This is a genomic window from Arthrobacter agilis (genome assembly GCF_006494655.1).
In the GTDB taxonomy this organism is placed as follows: domain Bacteria; phylum Actinomycetota; class Actinomycetes; order Actinomycetales; family Micrococcaceae; genus Arthrobacter_D; species Arthrobacter_D agilis.
In genome coordinates this window covers 195,912-217,972 of sequence record NZ_VHIM01000007.1, presented here as the reverse complement: position 1 = coordinate 217,972, position 22,061 = coordinate 195,912, and the positions used below count along the sequence as shown (strand labels likewise).

The 22,061-nt window shown below is 69.9% G+C and carries 24 protein-coding genes and 2 riboswitches; of the genes, 9 read left to right on the top strand and 15 right to left on the bottom strand.

The genetic code is table 11. The annotated features are described in order from the left end of the window. Positions 1 to 88 precede the first annotated feature (88 nt). Together pdxS and FJV46_RS12380 are read right to left on the bottom strand one after the other, a co-directional pair. Complete coding sequence (pdxS, locus tag FJV46_RS12385; protein ID WP_087026354.1) at positions 89 to 1,003, bottom strand: pyridoxal 5'-phosphate synthase lyase subunit PdxS; 915 nt, start codon at positions 1,001 to 1,003, stop codon at positions 89 to 91. 169 nt (positions 1,004 to 1,172) lie between these two features. Beyond that, positions 1,173 to 2,282 (bottom strand): spore photoproduct lyase family protein, encoded by a 1,110-nt coding sequence (locus FJV46_RS12380; protein ID WP_087026351.1) that lies wholly within the window; start codon positions 2,280 to 2,282, stop codon positions 1,173 to 1,175. 163 nt (positions 2,283 to 2,445) lie between these two features. After that, positions 2,446 to 2,558, top strand: a riboswitch (SAM riboswitch). A 35-nt stretch (positions 2,559 to 2,593) separates the two neighbouring features. On the opposite strand from FJV46_RS12380, the gene FJV46_RS12375 reads away from it, so the two are divergent. Beyond that, positions 2,594 to 3,208, top strand: coding sequence for an AmiS/UreI family transporter (locus FJV46_RS12375; RefSeq protein WP_087026348.1), 615 nt, complete (start codon positions 2,594 to 2,596; stop codon positions 3,206 to 3,208). 61 nt (positions 3,209 to 3,269) lie between these two features. Further along, positions 3,270 to 4,526: an acyl-CoA dehydrogenase family protein gene (locus FJV46_RS12370; RefSeq protein ID WP_087026345.1), complete on the top strand. Its 1,257-nt coding sequence runs from the start codon at positions 3,270 to 3,272 to the stop codon at positions 4,524 to 4,526. Positions 4,527 to 4,570: 44 nt separating this feature from the next. Here FJV46_RS12370 and FJV46_RS12365 read toward each other — a convergent pair whose 3' ends face one another. Further along, positions 4,571 to 4,771 (bottom strand): hypothetical protein, encoded by a 201-nt coding sequence (locus FJV46_RS12365; RefSeq protein ID WP_087026342.1) that lies wholly within the window; start codon positions 4,769 to 4,771, stop codon positions 4,571 to 4,573. Between the two features lie 257 nt (positions 4,772 to 5,028). On the opposite strand from FJV46_RS12365, the gene FJV46_RS12360 reads away from it, so the two are divergent. Together FJV46_RS12360 and FJV46_RS12355 are read left to right on the top strand one after the other, a co-directional pair. Next, entirely contained in the window at positions 5,029 to 5,472 is a 444-nt protein-coding gene (locus tag FJV46_RS12360) for a DUF7793 family protein (RefSeq protein WP_087026339.1), read from the top strand. A gap of 213 nt (positions 5,473 to 5,685) precedes the next feature. Then, a complete protein-coding gene (locus tag FJV46_RS12355) occupies positions 5,686 to 6,510 on the top strand; it encodes a sigma-70 family RNA polymerase sigma factor (RefSeq protein ID WP_087026337.1) in 825 nt (274 codons plus the stop codon). A 28-nt stretch (positions 6,511 to 6,538) separates the two neighbouring features. Here the strand turns inward: FJV46_RS12355 and pgsA are convergent, their stop codons facing one another. The 4 genes from pgsA to FJV46_RS12335 all read right to left on the bottom strand — a co-directional run bounded on the left by pgsA (position 6,539) and on the right by FJV46_RS12335 (position 10,242). Then, entirely contained in the window at positions 6,539 to 7,159 is a 621-nt protein-coding gene (gene pgsA, locus FJV46_RS12350) for a phosphatidylinositol phosphate synthase (RefSeq protein WP_087026334.1), read from the bottom strand. Continuing rightward, the gene (locus FJV46_RS12345; RefSeq protein WP_087026331.1) at positions 7,153 to 7,791 is read right to left on the bottom strand and encodes an HIT family protein; all 639 of its coding nucleotides are present in this window, start codon (positions 7,789 to 7,791) and stop codon (positions 7,153 to 7,155) included. Before FJV46_RS12345 ends, pgsA begins: the two co-directional genes overlap by 7 nt. Continuing rightward, positions 7,791 to 9,785 carry a threonine--tRNA ligase gene (gene thrS, locus FJV46_RS12340; RefSeq protein ID WP_370684663.1) on the bottom strand — a complete coding sequence of 665 codons (1,995 nt, stop codon included), beginning with the start codon at positions 9,783 to 9,785 and terminating at the stop codon, positions 7,791 to 7,793. Before thrS ends, FJV46_RS12345 begins: the two co-directional genes overlap by 1 nt. A gap of 154 nt (positions 9,786 to 9,939) precedes the next feature. Beyond that, positions 9,940 to 10,242, bottom strand: coding sequence for a chorismate mutase (locus FJV46_RS12335; RefSeq protein WP_087026325.1), 303 nt, complete (start codon positions 10,240 to 10,242; stop codon positions 9,940 to 9,942). 195 nt (positions 10,243 to 10,437) lie between these two features. Here FJV46_RS12335 and FJV46_RS12330 point away from each other — a divergent pair, with 195 nt between their 5' ends. The 3 genes from FJV46_RS12330 to FJV46_RS12320 all read left to right on the top strand — a co-directional run bounded on the left by FJV46_RS12330 (position 10,438) and on the right by FJV46_RS12320 (position 12,518). After that, positions 10,438 to 10,695, top strand: coding sequence for a mycoredoxin (locus FJV46_RS12330; protein ID WP_087026322.1), 258 nt, complete (start codon positions 10,438 to 10,440; stop codon positions 10,693 to 10,695). 108 nt (positions 10,696 to 10,803) lie between these two features. Beyond that, the gene (locus FJV46_RS12325; RefSeq protein WP_087026319.1) at positions 10,804 to 11,889 is read left to right on the top strand and encodes an S-(hydroxymethyl)mycothiol dehydrogenase; all 1,086 of its coding nucleotides are present in this window, start codon (positions 10,804 to 10,806) and stop codon (positions 11,887 to 11,889) included. Next, entirely contained in the window at positions 11,889 to 12,518 is a 630-nt protein-coding gene (locus FJV46_RS12320) for an MBL fold metallo-hydrolase (RefSeq protein ID WP_087026316.1), read from the top strand. The genes FJV46_RS12325 and FJV46_RS12320 overlap by 1 nt, the downstream gene beginning before the upstream one ends. Positions 12,519 to 12,664: 146 nt before the next feature. Here the strand turns inward: FJV46_RS12320 and FJV46_RS12315 are convergent, their stop codons facing one another. The 6 genes from FJV46_RS12315 to FJV46_RS12290 all read right to left on the bottom strand — a co-directional run bounded on the left by FJV46_RS12315 (position 12,665) and on the right by FJV46_RS12290 (position 17,553). Beyond that, the gene (locus FJV46_RS12315; RefSeq protein ID WP_232008633.1) at positions 12,665 to 13,405 is read right to left on the bottom strand and encodes a lipoate--protein ligase family protein; all 741 of its coding nucleotides are present in this window, start codon (positions 13,403 to 13,405) and stop codon (positions 12,665 to 12,667) included. A gap of 86 nt (positions 13,406 to 13,491) precedes the next feature. Then, positions 13,492 to 14,169 (bottom strand): thiamine phosphate synthase, encoded by a 678-nt coding sequence (gene thiE / locus FJV46_RS12310; protein ID WP_087026313.1) that lies wholly within the window; start codon positions 14,167 to 14,169, stop codon positions 13,492 to 13,494. Beyond that, positions 14,169 to 15,014, bottom strand: a complete 846-nt coding sequence (gene thiM / locus FJV46_RS12305) for a hydroxyethylthiazole kinase (protein ID WP_087026410.1) — start codon at positions 15,012 to 15,014, stop codon at positions 14,169 to 14,171. The genes thiE and thiM overlap by 1 nt, the downstream gene beginning before the upstream one ends. A gap of 42 nt (positions 15,015 to 15,056) precedes the next feature. Continuing rightward, positions 15,057 to 15,156, bottom strand: a riboswitch (TPP riboswitch). A gap of 37 nt (positions 15,157 to 15,193) precedes the next feature. Further along, positions 15,194 to 16,225, bottom strand: coding sequence for an aldo/keto reductase (locus tag FJV46_RS12300; RefSeq protein WP_087026311.1), 1,032 nt, complete (start codon positions 16,223 to 16,225; stop codon positions 15,194 to 15,196). 129 nt (positions 16,226 to 16,354) lie between these two features. Further along, positions 16,355 to 16,639: a DUF427 domain-containing protein gene (locus tag FJV46_RS12295; protein WP_087026308.1), complete on the bottom strand. Its 285-nt coding sequence runs from the start codon at positions 16,637 to 16,639 to the stop codon at positions 16,355 to 16,357. Positions 16,640 to 16,776: 137 nt separating this feature from the next. Next, complete coding sequence (locus FJV46_RS12290; RefSeq protein WP_087026305.1) at positions 16,777 to 17,553, bottom strand: thioesterase family protein; 777 nt, start codon at positions 17,551 to 17,553, stop codon at positions 16,777 to 16,779. A 358-nt stretch (positions 17,554 to 17,911) separates the two neighbouring features. On the opposite strand from FJV46_RS12290, the gene FJV46_RS12285 reads away from it, so the two are divergent. After that, complete coding sequence (locus FJV46_RS12285) at positions 17,912 to 19,486, top strand: DHA2 family efflux MFS transporter permease subunit (RefSeq protein WP_087026302.1); 1,575 nt, start codon at positions 17,912 to 17,914, stop codon at positions 19,484 to 19,486. Positions 19,487 to 19,611: 125 nt separating this feature from the next. Then, positions 19,612 to 20,412 carry a glycosyltransferase family 2 protein gene (locus tag FJV46_RS12280; RefSeq protein ID WP_087026299.1) on the top strand — a complete coding sequence of 267 codons (801 nt, stop codon included), beginning with the start codon at positions 19,612 to 19,614 and terminating at the stop codon, positions 20,410 to 20,412. A 21-nt stretch (positions 20,413 to 20,433) separates the two neighbouring features. Here FJV46_RS12280 and FJV46_RS12275 read toward each other — a convergent pair whose 3' ends face one another. Both FJV46_RS12275 and FJV46_RS12270 read right to left on the bottom strand, forming a co-directional pair. After that, positions 20,434 to 21,060, bottom strand: a complete 627-nt coding sequence (locus FJV46_RS12275; protein WP_087026296.1) for a DNA alkylation repair protein — start codon at positions 21,058 to 21,060, stop codon at positions 20,434 to 20,436. Beyond that, positions 21,057 to 21,935, bottom strand: coding sequence for a CPBP family intramembrane glutamic endopeptidase (locus tag FJV46_RS12270; protein WP_306298272.1), 879 nt, complete (start codon positions 21,933 to 21,935; stop codon positions 21,057 to 21,059). The genes FJV46_RS12275 and FJV46_RS12270 overlap by 4 nt, the downstream gene beginning before the upstream one ends. Between the last annotated feature and the right edge of the window lie 126 nt (positions 21,936 to 22,061).

Sequence of the window (22,061 nt, the reverse complement as noted above, 5' to 3'; positions counted from 1 at the left end):
ACCGGGCCGGAACAGCAGGAGGACCGCAGCCCGGGGGCTGCGGTCCTCCTGTCGTTGCTCGCCGTGCTCTACCGCGAGGGCGGCGCTGTTACCAGCCGCGCTCGGCGAGGCGGTGCGGCTGCGGGATCTCGTCCACGTTGATGCCGACCATGGCTTCGCCCAGTCCGCGCGAGACCTTGGCGATCATGTCCGGATCGTCGTGGAACGTGGTCGCCTGGACGATCGCGTTGGCACGCTCCGCCGGGTTGCCGGACTTGAAGATGCCGGAGCCGACGAAGACGCCGTCAGCGCCGAGCTGCATCATCATGGCGGCGTCGGCGGGCGTCGCGATGCCGCCGGCGGTGAACAGGACCACCGGCAGGCGGCCCGCGGAGGCCACCTCCTTGACGAGCTCGTAGGGCGCCTGAAGTTCCTTCGCAGCGACATAGAGCTCGTCCTCCGCCATCGACGACAGGCGGTTGAGCTCCGCGCGGATGGTGCGCATGTGCATCGTGGCGTTCGAGACGTCGCCGGTCCCGGCCTCTCCCTTCGAACGGATCATCGCCGCACCCTCGTTGATGCGACGCAGGGCCTCGCCGAGGTTGGTCGCGCCGCACACGAAAGGAACCGTGAACTTCCACTTGTCGATGTGGTTCGTGTAGTCGGCCGGCGTGAGGACCTCCGACTCGTCGATGTAGTCGACGCCGAGGGACTGCAGGACCTGCGCCTCCACGAAGTGGCCGATCCGCGCCTTGGCCATGACGGGGATGGACACGGCCTCGATGATGCTGTCGATCATGTCGGGATCGCTCATCCGGGATACGCCGCCCTGGGCACGGATGTCCGCGGGAACCCGCTCGAGCGCCATGACGGCTACCGCACCGGCGTCCTCGGCGATGCGGGCCTGATCGGCTGTGACGACATCCATGATGACGCCGCCCTTGAGCATTTCGGCCATTCCGCGCTTGACCCGGTTACCGCCGGTCTGTGCTGTGGTTGCCGAATTGTCTTCAACGGTGGACACAACTTGCCCCTAAAGGTAGAAAAAAAGTGACACTTCATGATACGCCGCCGGCAGTGCTGCCCTGCTCCCCTGCGACGCCCGGAGACCGAACCGCCCGCTGCCCTCCGCAGCCGCCCTCCGTCGCCGCGCGCCGTCGTCCCGCCGTCGATGACGAACGGGTGCCGGGCGGTCAGGTCCAGTACAGGAGGCGCGCCGCCGGAACGCGCCGCCCCAGCTCCTCGACGAACCAGGTGCGCATCTCCGCCATGGTGTCCTTCGGATACACATACTTCACCCCGCCGAACTTCGAACGCTTCCGGCTTCGCAGCTCCTCGTCCATCTCGAGCTTCGTGTTCGGATACCAACCGAGCAGCACCTCCTTGCTGGCGGGGGTGAAGCGGTGCGTGATGATCTCCGCCGTCAGATCGAGATCATCGATGCCGGCGACAGCCCGGGCGACGTCGTCCAGCAGGGCCCCGTACTGGTCCCGCCAGCCGGGGACGGGCATGATCGGTGCGATGGTCAGCCCCACGCGGTATCCGGCCGCGGCCACCGAACGGAGCGCCGAGAGCCTGGCCGGCATGCGCGCCGTGCCGCCCTCGAAGCGGCTCGCCACCTCCGCGGCGTTTACGGAGAACCTCACGCGCGTCCTGCGCCCGTGGTCCAGCGTCACCAACTCGCCGACGTCGTCGAACTTGGTGGTGAAACGCAACTGGACGTCCTCGCCGAACTCACCCGAGCCCACGCGCGAGATCGCCGCGGCGAGCGAACCCGTCACGCTCTCGATCCCCAGCGGGTCCGTGTAGCAGGACATCTCGAAGGTGGTCCCCTCGCCGCCGCGCTCGATGGTTCCGCTGGTGACCGTGCCCCGACCCGCATGCGTGCGGACGCCCTCCAGCACGTCGTCGAGATTGGCGTAGACCCGGGTCACGGGCGGCCCCTGCAGGGACCCGGCGAGGTAGCAGTACTGGCAGTGGGCCGGGCATCCCTTCGCGAGGTCGATGCGCCAGTCGGCGCTCGGCGGGATGGGCTGCGGTCTGAGGGCGCTGGGCGGCGCGACGACGACGGCAAGCGTGTTCTTGGCGGACGCGTAGGTCTCGCGCTCGGTGGCGCCGCGCAGACCCGTCAGTGCGTTACCCCTGAGGATCCGGATGTCCTCGACGCCGGCCGCCTCGCAGCGGCGGATGATCTCGGCGGTGTGCGGCAACTCGGCCGCCGCGCGCGTGACCACCACGTGTCTGGGGACCCACAGACGGGTGGGCGTGATCGTGGTCAGGTCCTGATCCAGGGGTGTCGTCATCACCCGGTACAACACCGCACGGGGCCCTGATGTTCCCCCGTGGACGGGGGTCGCGTGGCACCGGACGGGGCGGCTCGGGGACATGACACAGGACGTCACCTCCCGTCACCTTTCGTCGCATTGCTCCACCGGGTGATGCGCACCGCATAGTCTCGGGAGCACAGATCAAGAGTTCCGACGCGAAGCCCTGGCTCGTCGGACGGCAACCCCCTCCGTGGCGGGGTGCCCCAGGTGACGATCCGGCCCTGCGCACACCGCGCCGGGCAAGCACGGCGCGGACTTCGGGTCTGCGTCCCGTCGATGGGACCTCCATGTCGTACATCTGCCTCCTGCTCTCCGGAGCAGCCCTCCTGATCAACGGCCTCGGCCTGCTGGGTCGCGTCCCGGCTCGCGACTCCGGCTTCTTCAACCTGGCCATCGGTGCACTGCAGCTGGGCATCGCCCTGCTGATCGCATCGACCGGCGGCACCGGCGCGGCCACCTCGGCCGCGGGGATCGTCCTGTTCGGGCTCACCTACCTGTATGTCGGGCTGAGCTCGGTGGCCGGCCTCGGGTCCGCCGGCGTCGGCTGGTTCTGCGGATTCGTCGCGGTACTCGCCCTCGGCTTCGCGGCCACCTCGGCAGCCCGCGACCCCCTGACCTCCGTGCTGTGGCTGAGCTGGGCGGTGCTCTGGACGCTCTTCTTCCTGCTGCTGGCCCGCGGCGCCGCCCGGCTGACGAGCGTCACCGCGTGGAGCGCGATCCTCGTCGGCACCTGCAGCACAGTACTCCCGGCCGCTCTCGGCCTGACCGGCGTCTGGCCCACCGACGTCACGGCCGTCATCATCTCCGCCGTCGTCCTCGGGGTCCTGTACGCGGTCGCGGCGACCGTCGGTGCCCGCCCCGTACAACCGGTCGCAGCACCACGGACACCCGTCACCGCCTGACCTGACTGACTGCCTGCTTGCCTGACTAGCTGACTACTCACCCACCCCCGAAAGGTTCGCCATGACCACCCTGACCCACGCCCATCCCGCCGCCGACGCCGACTACGAACTCCTCGCCGCCCGCTTCCGCCCCCTCTTCGCACGGATCGCCGAGGGCGCATCGCGCCGGGAGCGCGAGCACGAGTTGCCCCGCGCAGAGATCAGGTCCCTGATCGACGCCGGCTTCGGCGCTCTCCGGGTTCCTGCGGCCGACGGCGGCTTCGGCGCCTCACTCCCCCAGCTGTTCCGGCTCCTCACCGAACTCGCGGCAGCGGATTCGAACATCCCGCAAGCGCTCCGCGCGCACTTCGCCTTCGTCGAGGACCGGCTCGTCTCCACCGGCCCGCAGCGCACTGCCTGGCTGAAGCGATTCGTGGCGGGCGAGACGGTCGGCAACTCCTGGACCGAGGTGGGCGGGGTCACCATCGGCGACGTGATCACGAAGGTCAGCCCCGACCCGGACAGGAACGACGGCGGCTTCCGCGTCAGCGGCACCAAGTACTACTCCACGGGCAGCATCTTCGTGGACTGGATCGACACCTTCGCCCAGCGCACTGACAACGGCGTCAAGGTGATCGCGGTGGTCAGCGCGCATCAGCCGGGGGTGACCCACGCGGATGACTGGGACGGCTTCGGTCAGCAGACCACGGGGTCCGGGACCTCCACCTTCGACGCAGCACGCGTCGACGCCGAGAACGTCATCGACTTCGACACGCGGTTCAAGTACCAGACCGCGTTCTACCAGGCGGTTCTCCTCGCCGTCCTCGCGGGCACCATCACGGCTGCGGAGCGGGACGTCGCCCACGAGGTTCGCAACAGGACGCGTATCTTCAGCCACGGCAATGCGTCGTCGTTCGCAGCCGATCCGCAGATCCTGCAGGTCATCGGCGAGGTCTCCGCGGCGGCATATGCGGCCGGCGCGACGGTCGAGCGTGCCGCGAGGGCGCTGCAGCACGCCTACGAGGGTGCGTTCCTCGACGACGACGTCGAGGACGAGCGGCGCAACGACATCGCGGAGCTCGAGACGGCGAAGGCACAGGTGGTCCTCTCGGCGCTGGCCACCCGGGCCACCTCCGACGTGTTCAATGCGCTCGCGGCCTCCGGGGTGAGTACGTCGAAGAACTTCGACCGCCACTGGCGGAACGCGCGCACGGCCGCCAACCACAACCCCTGGGTGTTCAAGGCGCGGATCGTCGGCGACCACGCGGTCAACGGCGCAGTGCCTCCGCGCGTCTGGTCCATCGGATCGGCACCGACCACCCCGCAACCCGGAGCCTGAGCACGCTCGGCATCACCTGACCGGACGGGACCTTGCCCGTCCGGTCAGGCCGTGACCGCCGCGTCCCTGCGATCGAGCTCGTCCAGCACGCGGTCCACGGCCTCCGCCGCCCAGGGAGAGGCCCGACGCCCCGGTCCGTCGCCTCCACGTCCCGGACCCGGTGCGGCCCTGCCCGCCTGCAGCAGCAGCAGGTCCCCCTCCGAGACGATCTGCAGGTCCGCGGGCTGGAATCCGAGGGGTGGCATGGTGCTGTCCTTCCGGAGTGCATGACTGATACCCGTTGGACGGTTCAGCCGGCCCGGAATCATCGATCGCAGCATGCACGCGGTAGACGGCACCGATGAGGCGCGACGTCGGAACCCGGTCGCGTCATGGACCGACCGGGTTCCGGCGGACGGTCCGCCGGTGCCTATGATGGATCCTCCGGCGATCCCTCAGGTCTCGAGCAATACACGTGGTTCGGTCGTCCGGTGCAGCTCCTCCGAGACCGGCGAAAGAGACCATGACCAGCAGCAAGCCCTCCCGCCCCTTCGTCCTCCAGCGCCTCGAACGGTGCGCGGTGCTCCTGCGGGTCGACCAGGGGTCCGTGATCACGGAGGGCGACGCCGTCGAGATCCTCCGGCAGAGCTTCGACCTGACGGGGAACCGCCAGTACGTGCTGCTCTTCGAGCTCGGCCGCGTGCGGTCCATCTCGCCGGGAGCCCGGCGCGTCCTCACCTCCGCCCGGGACATCCTCGCGTGCGCCCTCGTCGGCGCCGAGCCGATGGACCGCATGCTGTCCGCACCCTACGAGCAGGCCGCGTACCCGGCCGAGTACTTCACGGAGCGCAGCACCGCGCTCGAATGGCTCGCCCTCATGCACGACATCCTGTGCGCCGACCCCGTGGAACACACGATGAGCCTCACCGTGGACCATGATCCTTTCCAGCGGCGGCGCGCGTCCTGACCCGATGGGGCCACGCCCCCGCTTGAGGTGTTCTTGCGCATCGGCACCGCCTGACCGGGGTCCGACGGGCGAAACTCAGCCTTTGCACAAGATTGGCCACAGCACCCGGATCCGTGGGAACGGCGCTGATACTTTCAGGAGGACATCGACCGACGGGCGGATCTCCTGGATCTGTTTCGACGGTATTCGCACAAGCGGCTGGGGAGCTTGCTCATGCATTCACGTGACCGTGAAAAACTCATCGTCGACAACCTGCCTCTGGTCGGGTACCTCGTCTCGGCGCTCTGCGCGCGCGCCACGCACCTGTCGCGTGACGACATGGCCTCGGTGGGTGCGATCGCCCTCGTGACGTCGGCCGACTCCTTCGATTCCTCGCTGGGGGTGCCCTTCGGCGCCTACGCGCGGCGTCGGATCACCGGCGCCTTCGCCGACGAGATGCGCTCCCAGGACTGGGCCCCGCGGTCCGTCCGCCGTCGGATCGGTGACACGCTCGCAGCGCAGGATGCGCTCGCGGCATCCCTCGGCCGTCGGCCGTCCACCGACGAACTGGCGAGCACCCTCGGCATCAGCCGGCAGGAAGTACAGACGGCCCTCGACGACGCCGCACGCTCGGTCCACACCCTCGATGAGATGGTGCTCGATTTCGTCCCGAGCGCTGACCAGCTGCCCGAGGCCTCCATCCTCGCCGAGGAACAGATCCGGCATCTTCGGGTCGCCGTCAAGCACCTTCCGCTGCGGATGCGCCACATCATCGAACAGGTCTTCTTCGAGGGCCGTTCGGTGAGCGAGGTCGCCGCCGATCTCGGGATCACGCACTCGGCCGTGTCCCAGCAGAAGTCCGAGGCGCTGAAGATGCTCCAGGAGGGCATGACGACCCACTACGGCGACGCCGCAGCGGCCAGGCCGGCAACTCCTGCGAAGGCCTCCCCCAAGCGTCGCGCCGACTACCTCTCGGCACTCGGTTCAGCGCTCTCGCCCCTGCGCCTCCACACGCCGGGCTCGGCCGTGCCGCAGGCGGCCTTCGCGTCGGCCTGCTGAGAGCGGACCACCGCTCGAGCGACCGGCGTCAGGACGGCGACGGCGCCTCGAGCGACTGGCGCCGCACCGCGCGGACGCGCTGGTACACCGTGACGAGGCTCGCCAGCGCCAGGACCACGAGGACGACCAGGAGGAATCCCTGGGGCAGTCCCAGTCCCGTCAGGCCGGTGACCACGAGGACGGACACGAGGCGCTCGGCGCGCTCGGCCACTCCGACATTGGCCGTGAAGCCCAGGGACTCGGCCTTGGCGCGTGCGTAGGACACGATCATCCCGAGGACCAGGCAGGCGAGGGCCGCGATCGCGATGGCCGGATTGTGGCCGCCCGTGAAGAACCAGATGGCGACGGCGGCGAAGAGAGCACCGTCGGCGATGCGGTCCAGGGTGGAGTCCAGGAAGCTGCCCCAGGGCCCGCCGGAGCCTTTCATGCGCGCCATGATGCCGTCGATCACGTCGGAGAAGACGAACAGCGTGATCACGACGGTGCCCCAGAACAGCTGGCCGATCGGGTAGAAAACGAGGGCGGCGCCCGCCACACCGACGGTGCCCGCGATCGTGACGGCATCGGGCGTGACGCCCCATCGCAGCAGCAGCCGCGCGAGCGGGGTGAAGAGCCGCGTGAAGAAGCCGCGCGCGTACCGGTTCAGCATGGAGCCGTCGATCCCGCCGCACCGGTTTCGTCGTCGCTCACCGGCCAGGCGGCCGCGACCTGCTCGCGGACCTCGCCGAGTGTCTGTGTCATGGCTTTCGTCTGCGCGATGATCGGCAGGAAGTTGCCGTCCCCGCCCCATCTCGGCACCACGTGCTGGTGCAGGTGGGCCGCGATGCCCGCACCGCCCGTGGCACCCTGGTTCATCCCGAGGTTGAACCCGGTCGGGCTCGCGACGCGGCGCAGCACCCGCATGGCAGTCTGTGTGAGCGCGGCGATCTCCGCCGTCTCCGCCTCGTCCACGTCCGTGTAGTCCGGCACGTGCCGGTACGGGCAGACCAGCAGGTGGCCGGCGTTGTAGGGGAAAAGGTTGAGCAGCACGAAGGCGTGGCGACCCCGGTGCACGATCAGCGCCTCCTCGTCCGTCTGGTGGGGAGCCCGGCAGAAGGGACACGTGTGCTCGGACGTCACCTGGTCCTGCCCGCCCTTGATGTAGGCGAGACGGTGCGGGGTCCACAGCCGCTGGAAGGCATCCGGTACACCCGCAAGCCCGACGTCGTCGGTCACGTCGACGTCCCCCGGATAGACACCGGTCGAAGCGCCCGCGGGCGTACCCTCATCCCCCACCCCCATCAGACGGTGGCTTCCCTGCTGCGGACCGCCTCCACGATCCGGCGGACGGCCTCGTCCACCGGGACCTGGTTGTCCTGGCTGCCGTCACGGAACCGGAAGGACACGGCGTTGGCCTCCTGGTCCTCTCCGCCCGCGATCAGGACGAACGGCACCTTCTCCTTGCTGGCCGTGCGGATCTTCTTCGGGAAGCGATCGGAGCCGGCGTCCACCTGCGCCCGGATGCCCTCCGCCTTCAGCTTGTCGACGACGTCGTACAGGTAGTCGTTGAATGCCTCGGCCACGGGGATGGCGAGGACCTGCACAGGCGCCAGCCAGGCGGGGAACGCGCCGGCGTAGTGCTCCGTGAGCACGCCCATGAAGCGCTCGATCGAGCCGAAGAGGGCCCGGTGGATCATGACGGGGCGCTGGCGTGACCCGTCCGCGGCCTGGTACTCGAGCTCGAACCGCTCGGGCAGGTTGAAGTCCAGCTGGATGGTCGACATCTGCCAGGTGCGCCCGATCGCGTCACGCGCCTGGACCGAGATCTTGGGCCCGTAGAAGGCGGCGCCCCCGGGATCGGGCACGAGGTCCAGGCCGGAGGCCTCGGCGACCTCGGCCAGCGTGCGCGTGGCCTCGTCCCAGATCTCGTCCGAACCGACGGACTTCTCGGGATTGCGCGTGGAGAGCTCGAGGTAGAAGTCCTCGAGGCCGTAGTCCTTCAGCAGGCCGAGCACGAAGTTCAGCGTCCCGGTGAGCTCGTCCTTCATCTGCTCACGCGTGCAGTAGATGTGGGCGTCGTCCTGGGTCATCCCCCGCACGCGGGTCAGACCGTGGATCACACCGGACTTCTCGTAGCGGTACACCGACCCGAACTCGAACAGCCGCAGCGGCAGTTCGCGGTAGGAGCGCCCGCGGGAGCGGAAGACCAGGTTGTGCATGGGGCAGTTCATGGGCTTGAGGTAGTAGTCCTGCCCGGGCTTGCGCACCGAACCGTCCTCGTTGAGCTCCTCGTCCACGTGCATCGCCGGGAACATGCCGTCGCGGTACCAGTCGAGGTGGCCCGAGACCTCGTACAGGTGCCCCTTCGTGATGTGGGGCGTGTAGACGAACTCGTATCCGGCGTCGGTGTGGCGCTGGCGCGAGTAGTCCTCCATCGCCTTGCGGATGATTCCACCCTTGGGATGGAACACCGGGAGGCCCGAGCCGAGCTCGTCCGGGAAGGAGAAGAGGTCCAGTTCGGTGCCGAGACGCCGGTGGTCTCGGCGTTCGGCCTCGGCGAGGCGCTCCTGGTACGCCTTGAGGGCGTCCTTGGTGGGCCACGCCGTGCCGTAGATGCGCTGCAGCTGCTTGTTCTTCTCGCTCCCGCGCCAGTAGGCGGCGGCCGAACGGGTCAGCGCGTAGGCGTTGGAGATGACCTTGGTGTTCGGCAGGTGCGGGCCGCGGCAGAGATCCTGCCAGACGACGTCGCCGGACTTGCGATCCACGTTCTCGTAGATGGTCAGCTCGCCGGCGCCGACCTCCACGGACGCACCATCCTCCTCGGTCGCCCCGCCCTTGAGCCCGATCAGCTCGAGCTTGTACGGCTCGTCCTTCATCGCCTCGCGGGCCTCGTCCTCGGACACGACACGGCGCACGAAGCGCTGGTTCGCGTTGACGATCTTCAGCATCATCTTCTCGAGCTGCTTGAGCTCGTCCGGTGTGAAGGGCTCCTCGACGTCGAAGTCGAAGTAGAAGCCGTCGGTGATGTACGGGCCGATCCCGAGTTTTGCGCCCGGACGCAGGGCCTGCACGGCCTGCGCCATCACGTGGGCGGCGGAGTGCCGGAGCACCTCGAGGCCCGCGGGGTCCTCCAGCGTCACGGCCTCCACCGATGCGCCCTCGGGCAGCACCTGGTCGAGGTCGCGCAGCTCCCCGTCCACGCGCATGACGACGACGTCGCGCCGGTCGAAGAACACCTCGGCGCCCGTGGTACCCGTGGTCGCCTGCGCCTCTTCGCCGTCGACGATGAGTTTCATGGGCTGCGGCGCTGACACGGGTGGTCTCCTCGGGGAATCGGAAAGAAGGGCGGCCCTGACGGGCAGGGCGGCACCGCGAAAGGGCCGGAACCGCCCTCCTGATCGTATCGGCTGGGTGCAGGGCCGACCAACACGCTCGCCGCGCGGAGGCGCGTCAGTGTCCGCGCCGCACCTTGAGCTCGTAGTCGATGAAGGCGGAGATCATCGCGCGGTAGGTGTGTTCGACGACCGTGGGGTCCACGCCGAGGCGCTCGGCATACCCGCGCACGTTCGTGATCACCTGCTCCACGCGTGCCGGCGCGCGGACGGATTCGTCGTCCCGCTTCAGCGCGCCGGCCCGCCGCACCAGGCGCTCCCGCCGGGCGATGAGCGAGACGATCTGCTCGTCGACCTCGTTGATGGCCACACGCACCGCTGCCAACTGCTTCGCGTTTTGCTCTTCGTTCTCTCCGGGCATGCCGTGAGCCTACCGCTGCCCGCCGCCGGATCGCGGTGGAGCGGCAGGCGGATGACGAAACACGACGGAGACGACGGATGAGACCGAGGAGACGGAATGTCAGCTGCACCGGACGCGTTGTGGGAAGTGCGGGCGCCAGAGCCGTCCGCCGAATACCATCCCGTGCGGGACCGCCGCACCGATCGAAGGAGCACCGTGGACTTCACGCCAGAATTCGGTTCCATCACCATGTTCTCCACATCGTGGTGCGGCTACTGCCGCCGTCTCAAGTCCCAGCTGGACGCCCAGGGCATCGGGTATACCGAGGTGAACATCGAGGAGGTCGAGGGCACCGCGGAACTCGTGGCCTCGCTCAACGGCGGCAACCAGACCGTTCCCACCGTGATCTTCCCCGACGGCAGCACGGCCACGAACCCGTCCCTCGCCGACGTGAAGACCCGGCTCGCAGCCTGACCTGCGGCGCCTCGGCGCGCACCGTGCGCCCCCCCTATGCTGGAACAGGCGGGCAGGATCGACGAGGTCCGCCCGCCAGTACGTACCCAGCGGAAGGACAGCGAGACCATGGTGCATAGAGTTCAGGGCGTCGTCGTGCGGGCCAAGGATGCCCCCGCCACCATCGAGACCATCCTGGTCCCGGATCCCGGGCCGGGCGAGGCGCTGGTGGACATCCTCACCTGCGGCGTCTGCCATACGGATCTCCACTACAAGCAGGGCGGCATCAACGACGAGTTCCCCTTCCTCCTCGGCCACGAGGCCACGGGAGTGGTCAGCGCCGTGGGCGACGACGTCACGCAGGTTGCACCGGGCGATCGCGTGATCCTGAACTGGCGTGCCGTCTGCGGTGAGTGCCGGGCGTGCCGGCGCGGCGAGCCGCAGTACTGCTTCGACACGCACAACGCCACGCAAAAGATGACGCTCGAGGACGGCACGGAGCTCACGGCGGCACTCGGGATCGGAGCCTTCGCGGAGAAGACCCTCGTGGCCGCCGGGCAGTGCACCACGGTGGATCCGGCGGCGGATGCCGCCGCCGTCGGTCTCCTGGGCTGCGGGGTCATGGCGGGCATCGGCGCGGCCATCAACACGGGCAACGTGTCCCTCGGCGATTCGGTCGCCGTGATCGGCTGCGGTGGAGTGGGCATCGCCGCCGTCGCCGGGTCGAAGCTCGCGGGCGCCACCACGATCATCGCCGTCGACATCGACGACCGGAAGCTGGAACTCGCGAAGGGCCTCGGCGCCACCCACACCGTCAACTCCAAGGAGCAGGACCCCGTGGAGGCCGTCCACGCCCTGACCGGCGGCAACGGCGCCGACGTCGTGATCGACGCCGTCGGGCGTCCCGAGACGTACAAGCAGGCGTTCTACGCCCGCGACCTCGCCGGGACGGTCGTGCTCGTCGGCGTGCCGACGCCCGAGATGACCCTCGAACTCCCGCTGCTGGACGTCTTCGGCCGCGGGGGCTCGTTGAAATCCTCCTGGTACGGGGACTGCCTGCCCAGCCGGGACTTCCCGATGCTCGTCAGCCACTACCTGCAGGGCACCCTCGACCTCGAGGCCTTCGTCACCGAGCGCATCTCGCTCGACCAGGTCGAGGAGGCCTTCGAGAAGATGCACGGCGGCGCCGTGCTGCGCTCCGTGGTGGAACTCTGATGGGCGCGCGGATCGAGCACCTCGTCACCTCGGGCACGTTCTCGCTCGACGGCGGCACGTGGGACGTCGACAACAATGTCTGGATCGTGGGTGATGACGACGAGTGCGTCATCATCGATGCGCCGCACGACGCCCAGGCGATCGTGGAGCAGGTGAACGGCCGGACTGTGCGGGCGATCCTCCTGACCCACGCGCACGACGACCACATCCGTGCCGTCGGGGACCTCTTCGACGCCGTCCGAGCACCGATCCACCTGCACGAGGCCGACCGCGAACTGTGGGACATGGTGTTCCCGGAGCTGAGCCCCGACCAGTGGATCGCCGACGGCGACAGGATCGACGTCGCCGGCGTCAGCCTCACCGCCCTGCACACGCCCGGCCACTCCCCCGGGTCCACCTGCTACTACCTCGAGGAGGCCGGCACGGTCTTCACCGGTGACACGCTGTTCCAGGGCGGACCCGGCGCCACCGGGCGGTCCTTCAGCGACTTCCCGACCATCATCGAGTCCATTCGCTCCCGTCTCCTGACCCTGCCCGCCGACACGATCGCCCGCACCGGCCACGGCGACAGCACGACGATCGGCGACGAGGCCCCGCACCTCGAGGAGTGGATCGCGCGGGGCCACTGACACCGCGCGGCTGCTCCTGCAACGATCGACGGTGCCCTGTTCCCTCCACCTGAGGGACCGGGGCGCCGTTCCGTGTCCGTCCGGGGCCCTCGATTTGGACGGGATCCGGAGAACGTCTCAGATCTGCGGCGGACCCGCATCGGGCCTCACGGGCCCGCAGCCAGCCGGACGACGGCTACATAGGACGCGAGGAGCGCGCGCTCGACGTCGTCGACCGTGACACCCGCCGCGAGGTCCTCGGCCGCCCCCGCGGTCGACGGATCCCAGGCGAGACCGAGCGCGGCGTACACGTCCGTCAGGACGGCGCGCAGCGGACCGGCGTCCTGGACCACCACCACGGACGAGAACAACCAGGCCCCGGCGACCACACGCTGCGCTGTGCCGACGAGCTTGACGGCGGGGACGCCGCCGCGCCGACCGTGGACGCTGAACTCGCCTGGACAGTACTCACCCGGCACCTCGCCGACGTGCGCGTCGAGGCCGACGTCGCCCAGGACTCCCGCGAAGAAATCACCGAACGCGGCGAAGCGCGCCCGCGTTCCGGCGACGCCATCGGGTGCCGGCTCGATATGGTCCACCACGAGGCAGCCCCGGTGGTAGGCCGCCGCCCGGCCTCCCGCCCGGCGCACGAGGGGGGCGTAGCCGTGCGCGGCCGCGGCATCGGCGGCGTCGGGGAATCCGGGAAGGCGTGCGTCCCGCTGTCCGAAGGCCACGGTGGGGCTCGGCCGGTAGAGGCGGAGCACCGGCCCACGGGTGCCGGCCGCGGCCTCACGGAGCAGGGTGATCCCCCGATCCAGCTCGGCGGCAGCGCCGGTCTCGCCGGGATCGGCGTCCCCCGCCCCGACGACGACGGCGAGCGCGTCGGCGCCGTTCCAGGGAGTGCTCATCCGTCCATCGTATTCAGCACGCAGCGTTCCACCGACCAGCACGGCGATGGAGGCGTCCCTGGCGGTGTCCAGGCGTTCTAGGCGTTCTAGGCGTTCCAGGCACCGATCAGGTCCCGTGCGGCGGCGGCAGGGTCCGCGGCTGCGCAGACAGCGGAGACGACCGCCATGCCTGCCGCGCCGGCGCGACGGAGCTCGGCGGCGTCGACGGCGGACAGGCCGCCGATCGCGACGCTCGGCAGCGGCGCGGACGCCAGAAGGGCCGCGAACCCTTCGAGACCGAGGGGCACCGGGTGGTCGGGTTTCGTCGACGTGGCGTACACGGCGCCGACGCCGAGATAGTCCACGGTGCCGGGCGGGAGCGCAGCCGCGCGGCGGAACTCCTCCGGCGTCGCGGCGCTCAGCCCGACGACGGCGTGCGGCCCGACGATCTGCCGCACGAGGTCCGCCGGGAGATCGGATTGCCCTACGTGGACGCCGTCGACGCGCGCACCGCGCGCGCGTGCCGCGAGGTAGACGTCCACGCGATCGTCGACCAGCACGGGGACCCTGCCGTCCACGGCGTCGGCCACGGCCACCAGCAGCTCCACGAGGGCGCGCCCGCCCGCCGCCTTGTCCCGCACCTGGACGCAGGTCGCACCTCCCCCGACGGCGAGCGCGACGACGTCGGGCACGGACCGCGGCGAGCACAGCGCGGTGTCGGTCACCAGGTAGAGCGGCAGGTAGGACGACGGCGCCCTCCGGCCCGCGCTGTCCTGACACACCATCAGAGGCTCTCCTGCAGCTGCAGTCCGCGCTCCACGTCATCCGGTGCGAGGGCGGCGAGCGCGTCGAGGAAGTGGACGGCGAAAGTGCCCGGCCCTGCCGCCCGCGCCGCAGCAGCTTCGGCGGCGAGTGTGTACGCACCGGTGGCGGCCGCAGCCGCGAGCAGTGGGTCCGGGGTCAGCGAGGCGAAGGCCGCCATGACCGCCCCGAGAGCGCAGCCGCCGCCGGTGACGCGCGTGAGGAGGGGCGTGCCGTTGGCCACCCCTACGACGGTGCCGGACGGTGGGACGATGGCGTCCACCGCACCGGACACGGCGACCACCGAGCCGTGGCGCGAGGCCAGGCTCCGGGCGGCGTCGAGGGCAGCATCGGGTTCATCGACGGAGTCGACACCCCGGCCGCCGCCTCCGGCACCCGCGAGGGCGATGATCTCCGAGGCGTTCCCCCGGATGATGGTGGGCCGCCGGGAGGCGAGCGTGGCGGCTGTCTCCGTGCGGAGGGTGAGGAAGCCGACGGCCACGGGATCGAGCACCCAGGGCGTCCCGGCACTGTTCGCCGCATCTGCGGCCTCCAGCATGGCTTCCCGCTGCGGGCCCGTGGGCGTCCCGAGATTCAGCAGCACCCCCGAGGCGACGGGTGCGAACTGGCGGGCCTCGCCCGGGAGGTCGACCATGGCCGGCGCGGCGCCGATCGCCAGCAGCACATTGGCGGTGAAGTTCGTGACGACGGCGTTCGTGACGCACTGGACCAGCGGGACGGTCCCGCGGAGGTCTGCGAGCAGCTGCGCGCAGTCCCCGGCGGTGACCGGGCCCGGAGGGGGCGGGGAAGCGTCCTTGTCGTGGTGCATGGTGGCGGCCTCTCGCGGTAGGGCGGAGGGACGCACGGGGCTCACGGCCCGGCAGGACATTCCTTCGCCAGTATGAGCTGGATCAGGTTCGACGGGTCTCATCTCAGCCCCTCCGCCTGGAGGGACACCCCGTGTCACTGCTCGAACGATAACCCGTCAGGCGGGCACGGCCAACTGCGTCAGCGGCCGCCGTCGATGGATCGGCTGCGCTGCTCCATGCCGGGACCGCCGTAGGGGTAGTCGCTGAACGTCGGTGCGCTGACGTCGTCGAGCCTGCCGAACTCCTCGTTCGAGAGCTCGACGTCGGCGGACGCCATGTTGTCGGCCAGTTGCTCCCGGGTGCGAGCCCCGAGGATCACCGATGTCACGCCCGGCTTCGCGGCCACCCAGGCGAGGGCCACCTGCGACGCGTTGACGCCGCGCTCGGACGCGATGCCCGTGACGGTGTCGATGATGCGCCAGGTGCGGTCCTGCGCATTGCGCTTCTCCCAGGCTTCCATGCCACGCTGCGGGTTCTCACCGAGGCGGGTCTCGCCCGTCGGTTCGGTGTCGCGGGTGTACTTGCCCGTGAGCCAGCCACCGCCGAGCGGGGACCAGGGCAGCATGCCCATCCCGGCGTCGAGCACTGCGGGGACGATCTCCGCCTCGATCTCGCGGACGAGCAGGGAGTATTGCGGCTGCAGCGTGACCGGCAGGGAGTATCCGCGCCCGCGGGCCGTCATCACGGCCTTGGTGAGCTGCCAGCCCGTGTAGTTGGAGAATCCGTAGTATCCGATCTTGCCCTGCACCACGGCCTCGTTGAGGAAGCCGAGGGTCTCCTCGAGCGGGGTCAGCGGGTCCCAGGAGTGCACCTGGTACAGGTCGATGTGCTCCACACCGAGGCGCGTGAGCGAGGCATCCAGGGCGCGGCGGAGATGCCGGCGGGACAACCCGAGGTCGTTGGCGTCGGTGCCCATCGGGAAGCGGCCCTTCGAGGCGAGCACCATGCGCTCGCTGTCGGCCGGGTTCTTCGCGATCCAGCGCCCGATGATCTCCTCCGATGCCCCCGCGGTGTAGACGTCGGCGGTGTCCACGAGGTTGCCGCCCGCCGCCGCGTAGTCCGAGAGGATGGCGTGCGAGGTCGCCTCGTCGGACTCCGCGCCGAAGGTCATCGTGCCGAGCGCGAGGTGCGAGACCGAGGTTCCGCTGTTGCCGAGTGTCCGGTTCTCCATGGTGCTCCTTCATCCTGCGCCGTGCGGCGCCGTCGTCCGTTCGGGGGGTGCGGGCTGCGCCGGTCCGGCGCGTGACCGGTCCGGAACAGGAAAGGGCGCCATCGTCCGACGGCGCCCTTTCGCTGGTGGTCACTCGCTGACCGTGACGCCCTTCCAGAAAGCGTAGTGACCGCGGATGTTCTCCGCCGCTTCTTTCGGCTCCGCATACGTCCAGGCGGCGTCCTTGTTCTGGTGGCCGTCGACCTCCAGACTGAAGTAGCTCGCTGTCCCCTTCCAGGGGCAGACGGTCTGCGTCTCGGTCGGGACGAAGAACTCGCTGGTGATGGAGCCGGGCGGGAAGTAGTGGTTCCCCTCGACCATGACGGTGTCCGCGGACTCCGCGATGACGTGGTCGTTCCAGATTGCTTTCGGCATGGTTCCTCTTCCTCGACGTCGTCCCACGGTCGCGTGGGCGCGGTGACCGCTCGAGCGCCGGAGGCGCGGCAAGCGTCCGTTCCTTCTCCAACGGTGCAGGGGCCCGGGGCATTCCGGCGCCGGACAGGAGGTCCGGTTCAGAGCTTCCGGATGGTCAGGATCTGCTCGAGCCTGCCGAAGGGTCCGGCCAGGTCGTGGACGACGCTCGATGTGAGACCGACGCCGTTCGCCCCGAAGGTGACGCGTGTGTCGAGGCCCAGCCATTCCCCGGCGGGCTCCCGGTGCAGGTGGATTTGCAGGTCCACGTTCGGGAACATCCAGCTCTCTCCGCCCGGCGCCACCCGCGACGCGATGCCGTTGGCGGCATCCATCATCCCGACCAGGCGTACGACGTCGGGCGTCCGTCTCCCGTCCAGCATGGCGAACGGGTTGCGGATCCAGACCTGCCCGCGCCCGGGGCGGTGACCGGGTACCACGCGCACCTCCAGGGAGCGGATGAACCCGCCCGGCCAGGCCGTCATGCCCTCGTGCGGTCCGGCCTCGTCGGGACCGGGGATACGGGGATCCTCGATCGCTGCCACGTCCACGGTGTCCTGCGTGCTCAAGCGCCACGCCCTGGCGATGATCGCCGTCCTGCCCGCCGCCTCCATACGGGCCTCGAGCAGTTCGATCGTGCGGCCCGGACGCACGACGGTCGTGGAGATCTCGAACTCGCCCTCGGGGATCATGCCGAGGATGTCGAAGCTCAGGCGGCTCAGCTGCATGCCGGCGCGCGGCTGGTGGTCGAGCAGGCACTGCGTGAGGAGCCCGGAGATGGGCGCCATGTGCTGCTCGCGCGGATTCCAGGCGCCCTGGGCATGGACGGTGGACGCGAAGCGCCCGTCGCCGAGGTCACGGTAGAACGAATCGTGCACTGAGGAACTCCTTCGTCGAGTGGCCGGGTCGTGGCTCGGCCCGGAACCGGCACGGGCCGATCACAGCCGTGGCTCGCGGCTGATCACCCGCCTATGCTAGTCATCGCCGACGGCGACGCCCTGACCGCGGCCGGCTGTACGCCGTCGGCGCTCCCGTAGCCCCTGGCCCACACGCCGGCTCCGAGCCCCGTCCCACGGACGGGTCGCGGCGCTGCGGAATAGAGCGCGGACCACCGCGGTTCAAAGTGATTGACTGCATCAACCATTTCCCGGCAGGTGGTCGGGCAGACCACGCACCTGGCACGACGGCGGAAGGATCCCGCCCGCGCCGCACAGCAGACCGAACGAGCGGAACATCATGACCCAGAGCCCACCCCCACGCGTCTCCGACGCGACCCCGAGCCCGGAGGTGCCAAGTTCAGGCGCCGCCGTCTCTCCCGATCGTGGCATCCCGGGCGCGACGTCCACGCTCTCGAAGGCCTCGACCACCGCGGCCCCGCCGGCCGACGACGCCCTGCCGGCCCGCGACAAACTCGTCATCACGCTCCTGCTGATCTCGGCCTTCGTGGTGATCCTCAACGAGACGATCATGGGCGTCGCGATCCCGCGCCTGGTGCAGGAACTCGGTGTGACCGTGGGCGCCGGTCAGTGGCTCACCACCGCCTTCCTGCTCACCATGGCCGTGGTGATCCCCGTGACGGGATTCCTCCTGCATCGGTTCAACACACGCCCGGTCTTCCTGGCGGCCATGACCCTCTTCAGCCTGGGCACCCTGATCGCCGCACTGGCTCCCGGTTTCGGCATGCTGGTCGCCGGGCGCGTGGTGCAGGCGAGCGGCACCGCCATCATGATGCCGCTGCTGATGACCACGGTCATGACGCTGGTGCCCGTGACCTCGCGTGGCAAGGTCATGGGCAACATCTCGATCGTGATCGCCGTTGCTCCCGCTCTGGGCCCCACCATCTCCGGCGGCATCCTCAGCGTCCTCGAGTGGCGCTGGATCTTCTGGCTCGTCCTGCCGATCGCCCTGGCGGCCCTCGCGATCGGCGCTGCGAAGATGCAGAACGTCACCACGCCCCGGCGCTCCGCCATCGACGTGCTGTCCGTGATCCTCTCGGCCTTCGCCTTCGGCGGCATCATCTTCGGCTTCAGCCGACTGGGCGAGGCGTCCGAGGGAAGCGCCGTTCCGCCGTGGCTGCCCCTCGTGGCCGGTCTCGTCATCCTCGCGGTGTTCGTCGGCCGCCAGCTCTCCCTGCAGCGCCGTGATGCGGCCCTGCTCGATCTCCGGGTCTTCTCCTCGCGGAACTTCACCATCTCCCTCACCGCGATCGCCGTGAGCATGATGGCCCTCTTCGGGACCATCATCCTGATCCCCATCTATGTGCAGACGGTCCTCGGCCAGGAACCGTTCGTGTCCGGTCTCCTCCTCCTGCCCGGCGGGCTCGCCATGGGCCTCCTCGGCCCCGTGGTCGGCCGCATCTACGACCGTCGTGGGCCGCGCGTCCTGCTCGTCCCCGGCTCGCTGCTGGTCAGTGCCGTCTTCTGGGCCATGACACAGGTCACCGAGACTACGCCGGTCCTGCTGGTGCTCGCCGCCCACGTGGTGCTCAGCATCGGGCTCGCCCTGATCTTCACCCCCCTGCTCACCTCGGCGCTCGGCTCGGTCAAGCCGCAGCTCTACTCCCACGGCAGCGCGGTCTTCGGGACGGCCCAGCAGCTCGCAGGTGCTGCCGGCACCGCCCTGTTCATCTCCGTGATGACACTGCAGACGGCGGCGCTCACCGCGGAGGGGGCCGCCGGCCCCGCCGCGATGGCCGGAGGAATCCGCGCAGCGTTCCTGTACGGAGCGGTCATCTTCCTGGTGGCCGTCGTCGCCTCGTTCTTCGTCCGCGCACCGCAGAACGCAGGGGATGCCCCGGTGGCCGCCCACTGATCCGCCTCCGGGCACCCTGACCGCTCCCGCCTCCCAGGGCGGGAGCGCTTCGGCCGGACTGTCCAGCCGTGGAGCGCCGTGACCGGTGTGCAGAGCGCGACGCTCAGTCACCTTAGGGTGGGAGTGTGAACGTGAACCCTGCGGCGCGGACCGATCCTCCGGGGATCCGCGACCGGCTCGCCGTCGTCGTCCCCGTCTTCAACGAACCCGACATCCACCGCACACTCGACGCTCTCCGGCAGCAGGGGGACGCCGCCGATCTGCGGATCTACGTGGTGGACAACGCCTCCACGGACGCCACCGCGCAGCGGGTCCGTGACTTCGCGGCCGCCCACCCGTCCCTCGACATCGTGGTGCTCACGGAGCGGCAGAAGGGCACGGGAGCCGCGTGCGATACCGGTTTCCGGCAGGCGATCGCGGACGGCTTCCCGATCATCGGCCGCACCGACGGCGACAGCGAGCCGGAGGGTGACTGGAGCGCACGTATCCGCAGGACCTTCGCAGAACACCCCGGGGTCCAACTGGTCGGAGGGACCAGCGTCCCGCTACGGGACCGGCACTACCGGTGGGGGGACACCGTCCTCATGACCGGGGCCCTGCACCTGCTGCGCATCATGATGGCCGCCCGGCACCTCGATGCAGCGTTCCTCCGCTTCGTGGCCGGGCACAACATGGCCGTCCGGTCCTCGGCCTACCTGACCGCGGGCGGATTCGCGCGGACCGCCATCGACGAGCGTGACGAGGACATCGATCTCTCGGCGCGGATCTCGCGCCGCTTCGGCTACCGGGCCGTCCGGATAGATTCGGCCCTCCGCGTGGCCACCTCCATGCGGCGCGTCCGCCGATACGGGGTCGGCATGATGGGCGTCCACCACCTGGTCCCCGCCCTGCGCGGGAAGCTCATCCGCACGATCGATATCCGCTAGGTCTCCTGCCCGGGTCCGCGGCTACGGAGCCCCGCTGGACCGCACCAGGGCGATCGCCTCCTCGACCTCGGGCGAGCGGTTCCGCTGCACCCCGGAGATCGCGCGGACCGTCCGCCGGAAGGCGTCGTCGTCGCCGTCCCCGGACCGGAAGGCCGGTAGATGAGCCAGGACGGCCGCACGCCGCAACCAGGCGTCGTCTGCCCCGGCCCACCGTGCGAGGACCGCGCGCGCACGCGCGGCGTCCTGTCCCGTCAACCGCTGCAGCATGGCTCCGACGACGTCGACGGCCAGCGGATCCACGAGGTCGGGGACGTGGGCGGAGCGCAGGAAGCCCTCGATGCGCGTCAGGTCGGAGTGGCGGAGGGACGCCACGGCTGACTGCAGCAGGACGACGGCCGCGAGCCGGCGCTCGAACACGGGTCGGGCCCAGAGGGCCGATGCGAGGGCGGTGACGTCGTCGTGCGTCATCTCCGGGTACCGGCGTCCCGCGTTCCGGATGCTGCCGCGCACCGCGCCGACCGACGCCCCGTAGTACTCGAGACCGGCTCCGTAGCGGCGCTCGTGCTCCTCCGCGCGCTCCCAGGTGCTCTCCCACTGCAGGGACTCGTCGATGAAGTCCGCCGCCTCGGCGACGCCTGCGGCATTCAATAGACGAAGATGTCGAGCCAGGCCCGGGTGTGGGCGTGGATCAGGACGAGGAACAGGACGAAGTCGAAAAGCAGGTGGACGCAGATGATGTAGGAGAGCGAGCGCGTGCGCGTGAAGATGAAGGCCTGCAGGAGGGCGAACGGGAAGATGAAGAAGGGCGCCCAGGCGTGGAAGCCGAGCTCCCACAGGAACGAGGTGAAGAGGACGGCCTGGAGGAGGTTGGCCTGCGCCATGGGCAGGTGGCGCCGGAGGAGGGCGAACACCGTGCAGATGAAGAACAGCTCGTCCCAGATCCCGAGGCCGTTGGTACCGATGAACAGCCGGGCCACCTCACCGGGTTCGTCCGCTGCCGGCCAGTTCGTGTAGACACCGGTCCCGACCATGTAGACGGGCAGCAGCGCGTACCCGATGACGACGACGGCGGGCAGATACCACTTCTCGGTGCGGGTCCAGGGCTCCCCCGTACGCACGGGGAAGGTCACGGCGTGGTCCCGGTAGACGAACCGGGAGACCGCGTACGGCACGGCGACCGCGACGATCATGGCGGTCCCCATCACGCTCATATGGCCCAGGCTGATGTCGGTGGTGATGGGCACGAGGCTCATGACCGTGAGGCTGAAGGCGATGAGCAGCAGATCCCGGAACAGTGGCCGATCGAGGGCTGCGGACACCACGAGCGCCAGGACGAGGAGCCCGTAGCCGACCACTGAGGCGTGCAGCACGAGCAGCGTGAATCCTGCCAGCGACACCAGCGCGGCGGGTCCCAGGGCCCGGGAGGGCACCCACCACGCACCCTGCTTCCAGGCGCGCCCGGCCTTCACTGCCGGCCGGTCACGCCCGAGCTCGCGTGCTGTCGCTCCGGGCTGCTGTTCCACCTGATCGATGCTCCTTCGTGAGGCCGTGCCGACCCCAGCGGTACACCGCCCGGCTGCGCCGTCGGCACTTCCGCCATTGTCTCCCGACCCGCGGACGCTGCACCACCGCCGTGCCGCTCCGCGCGC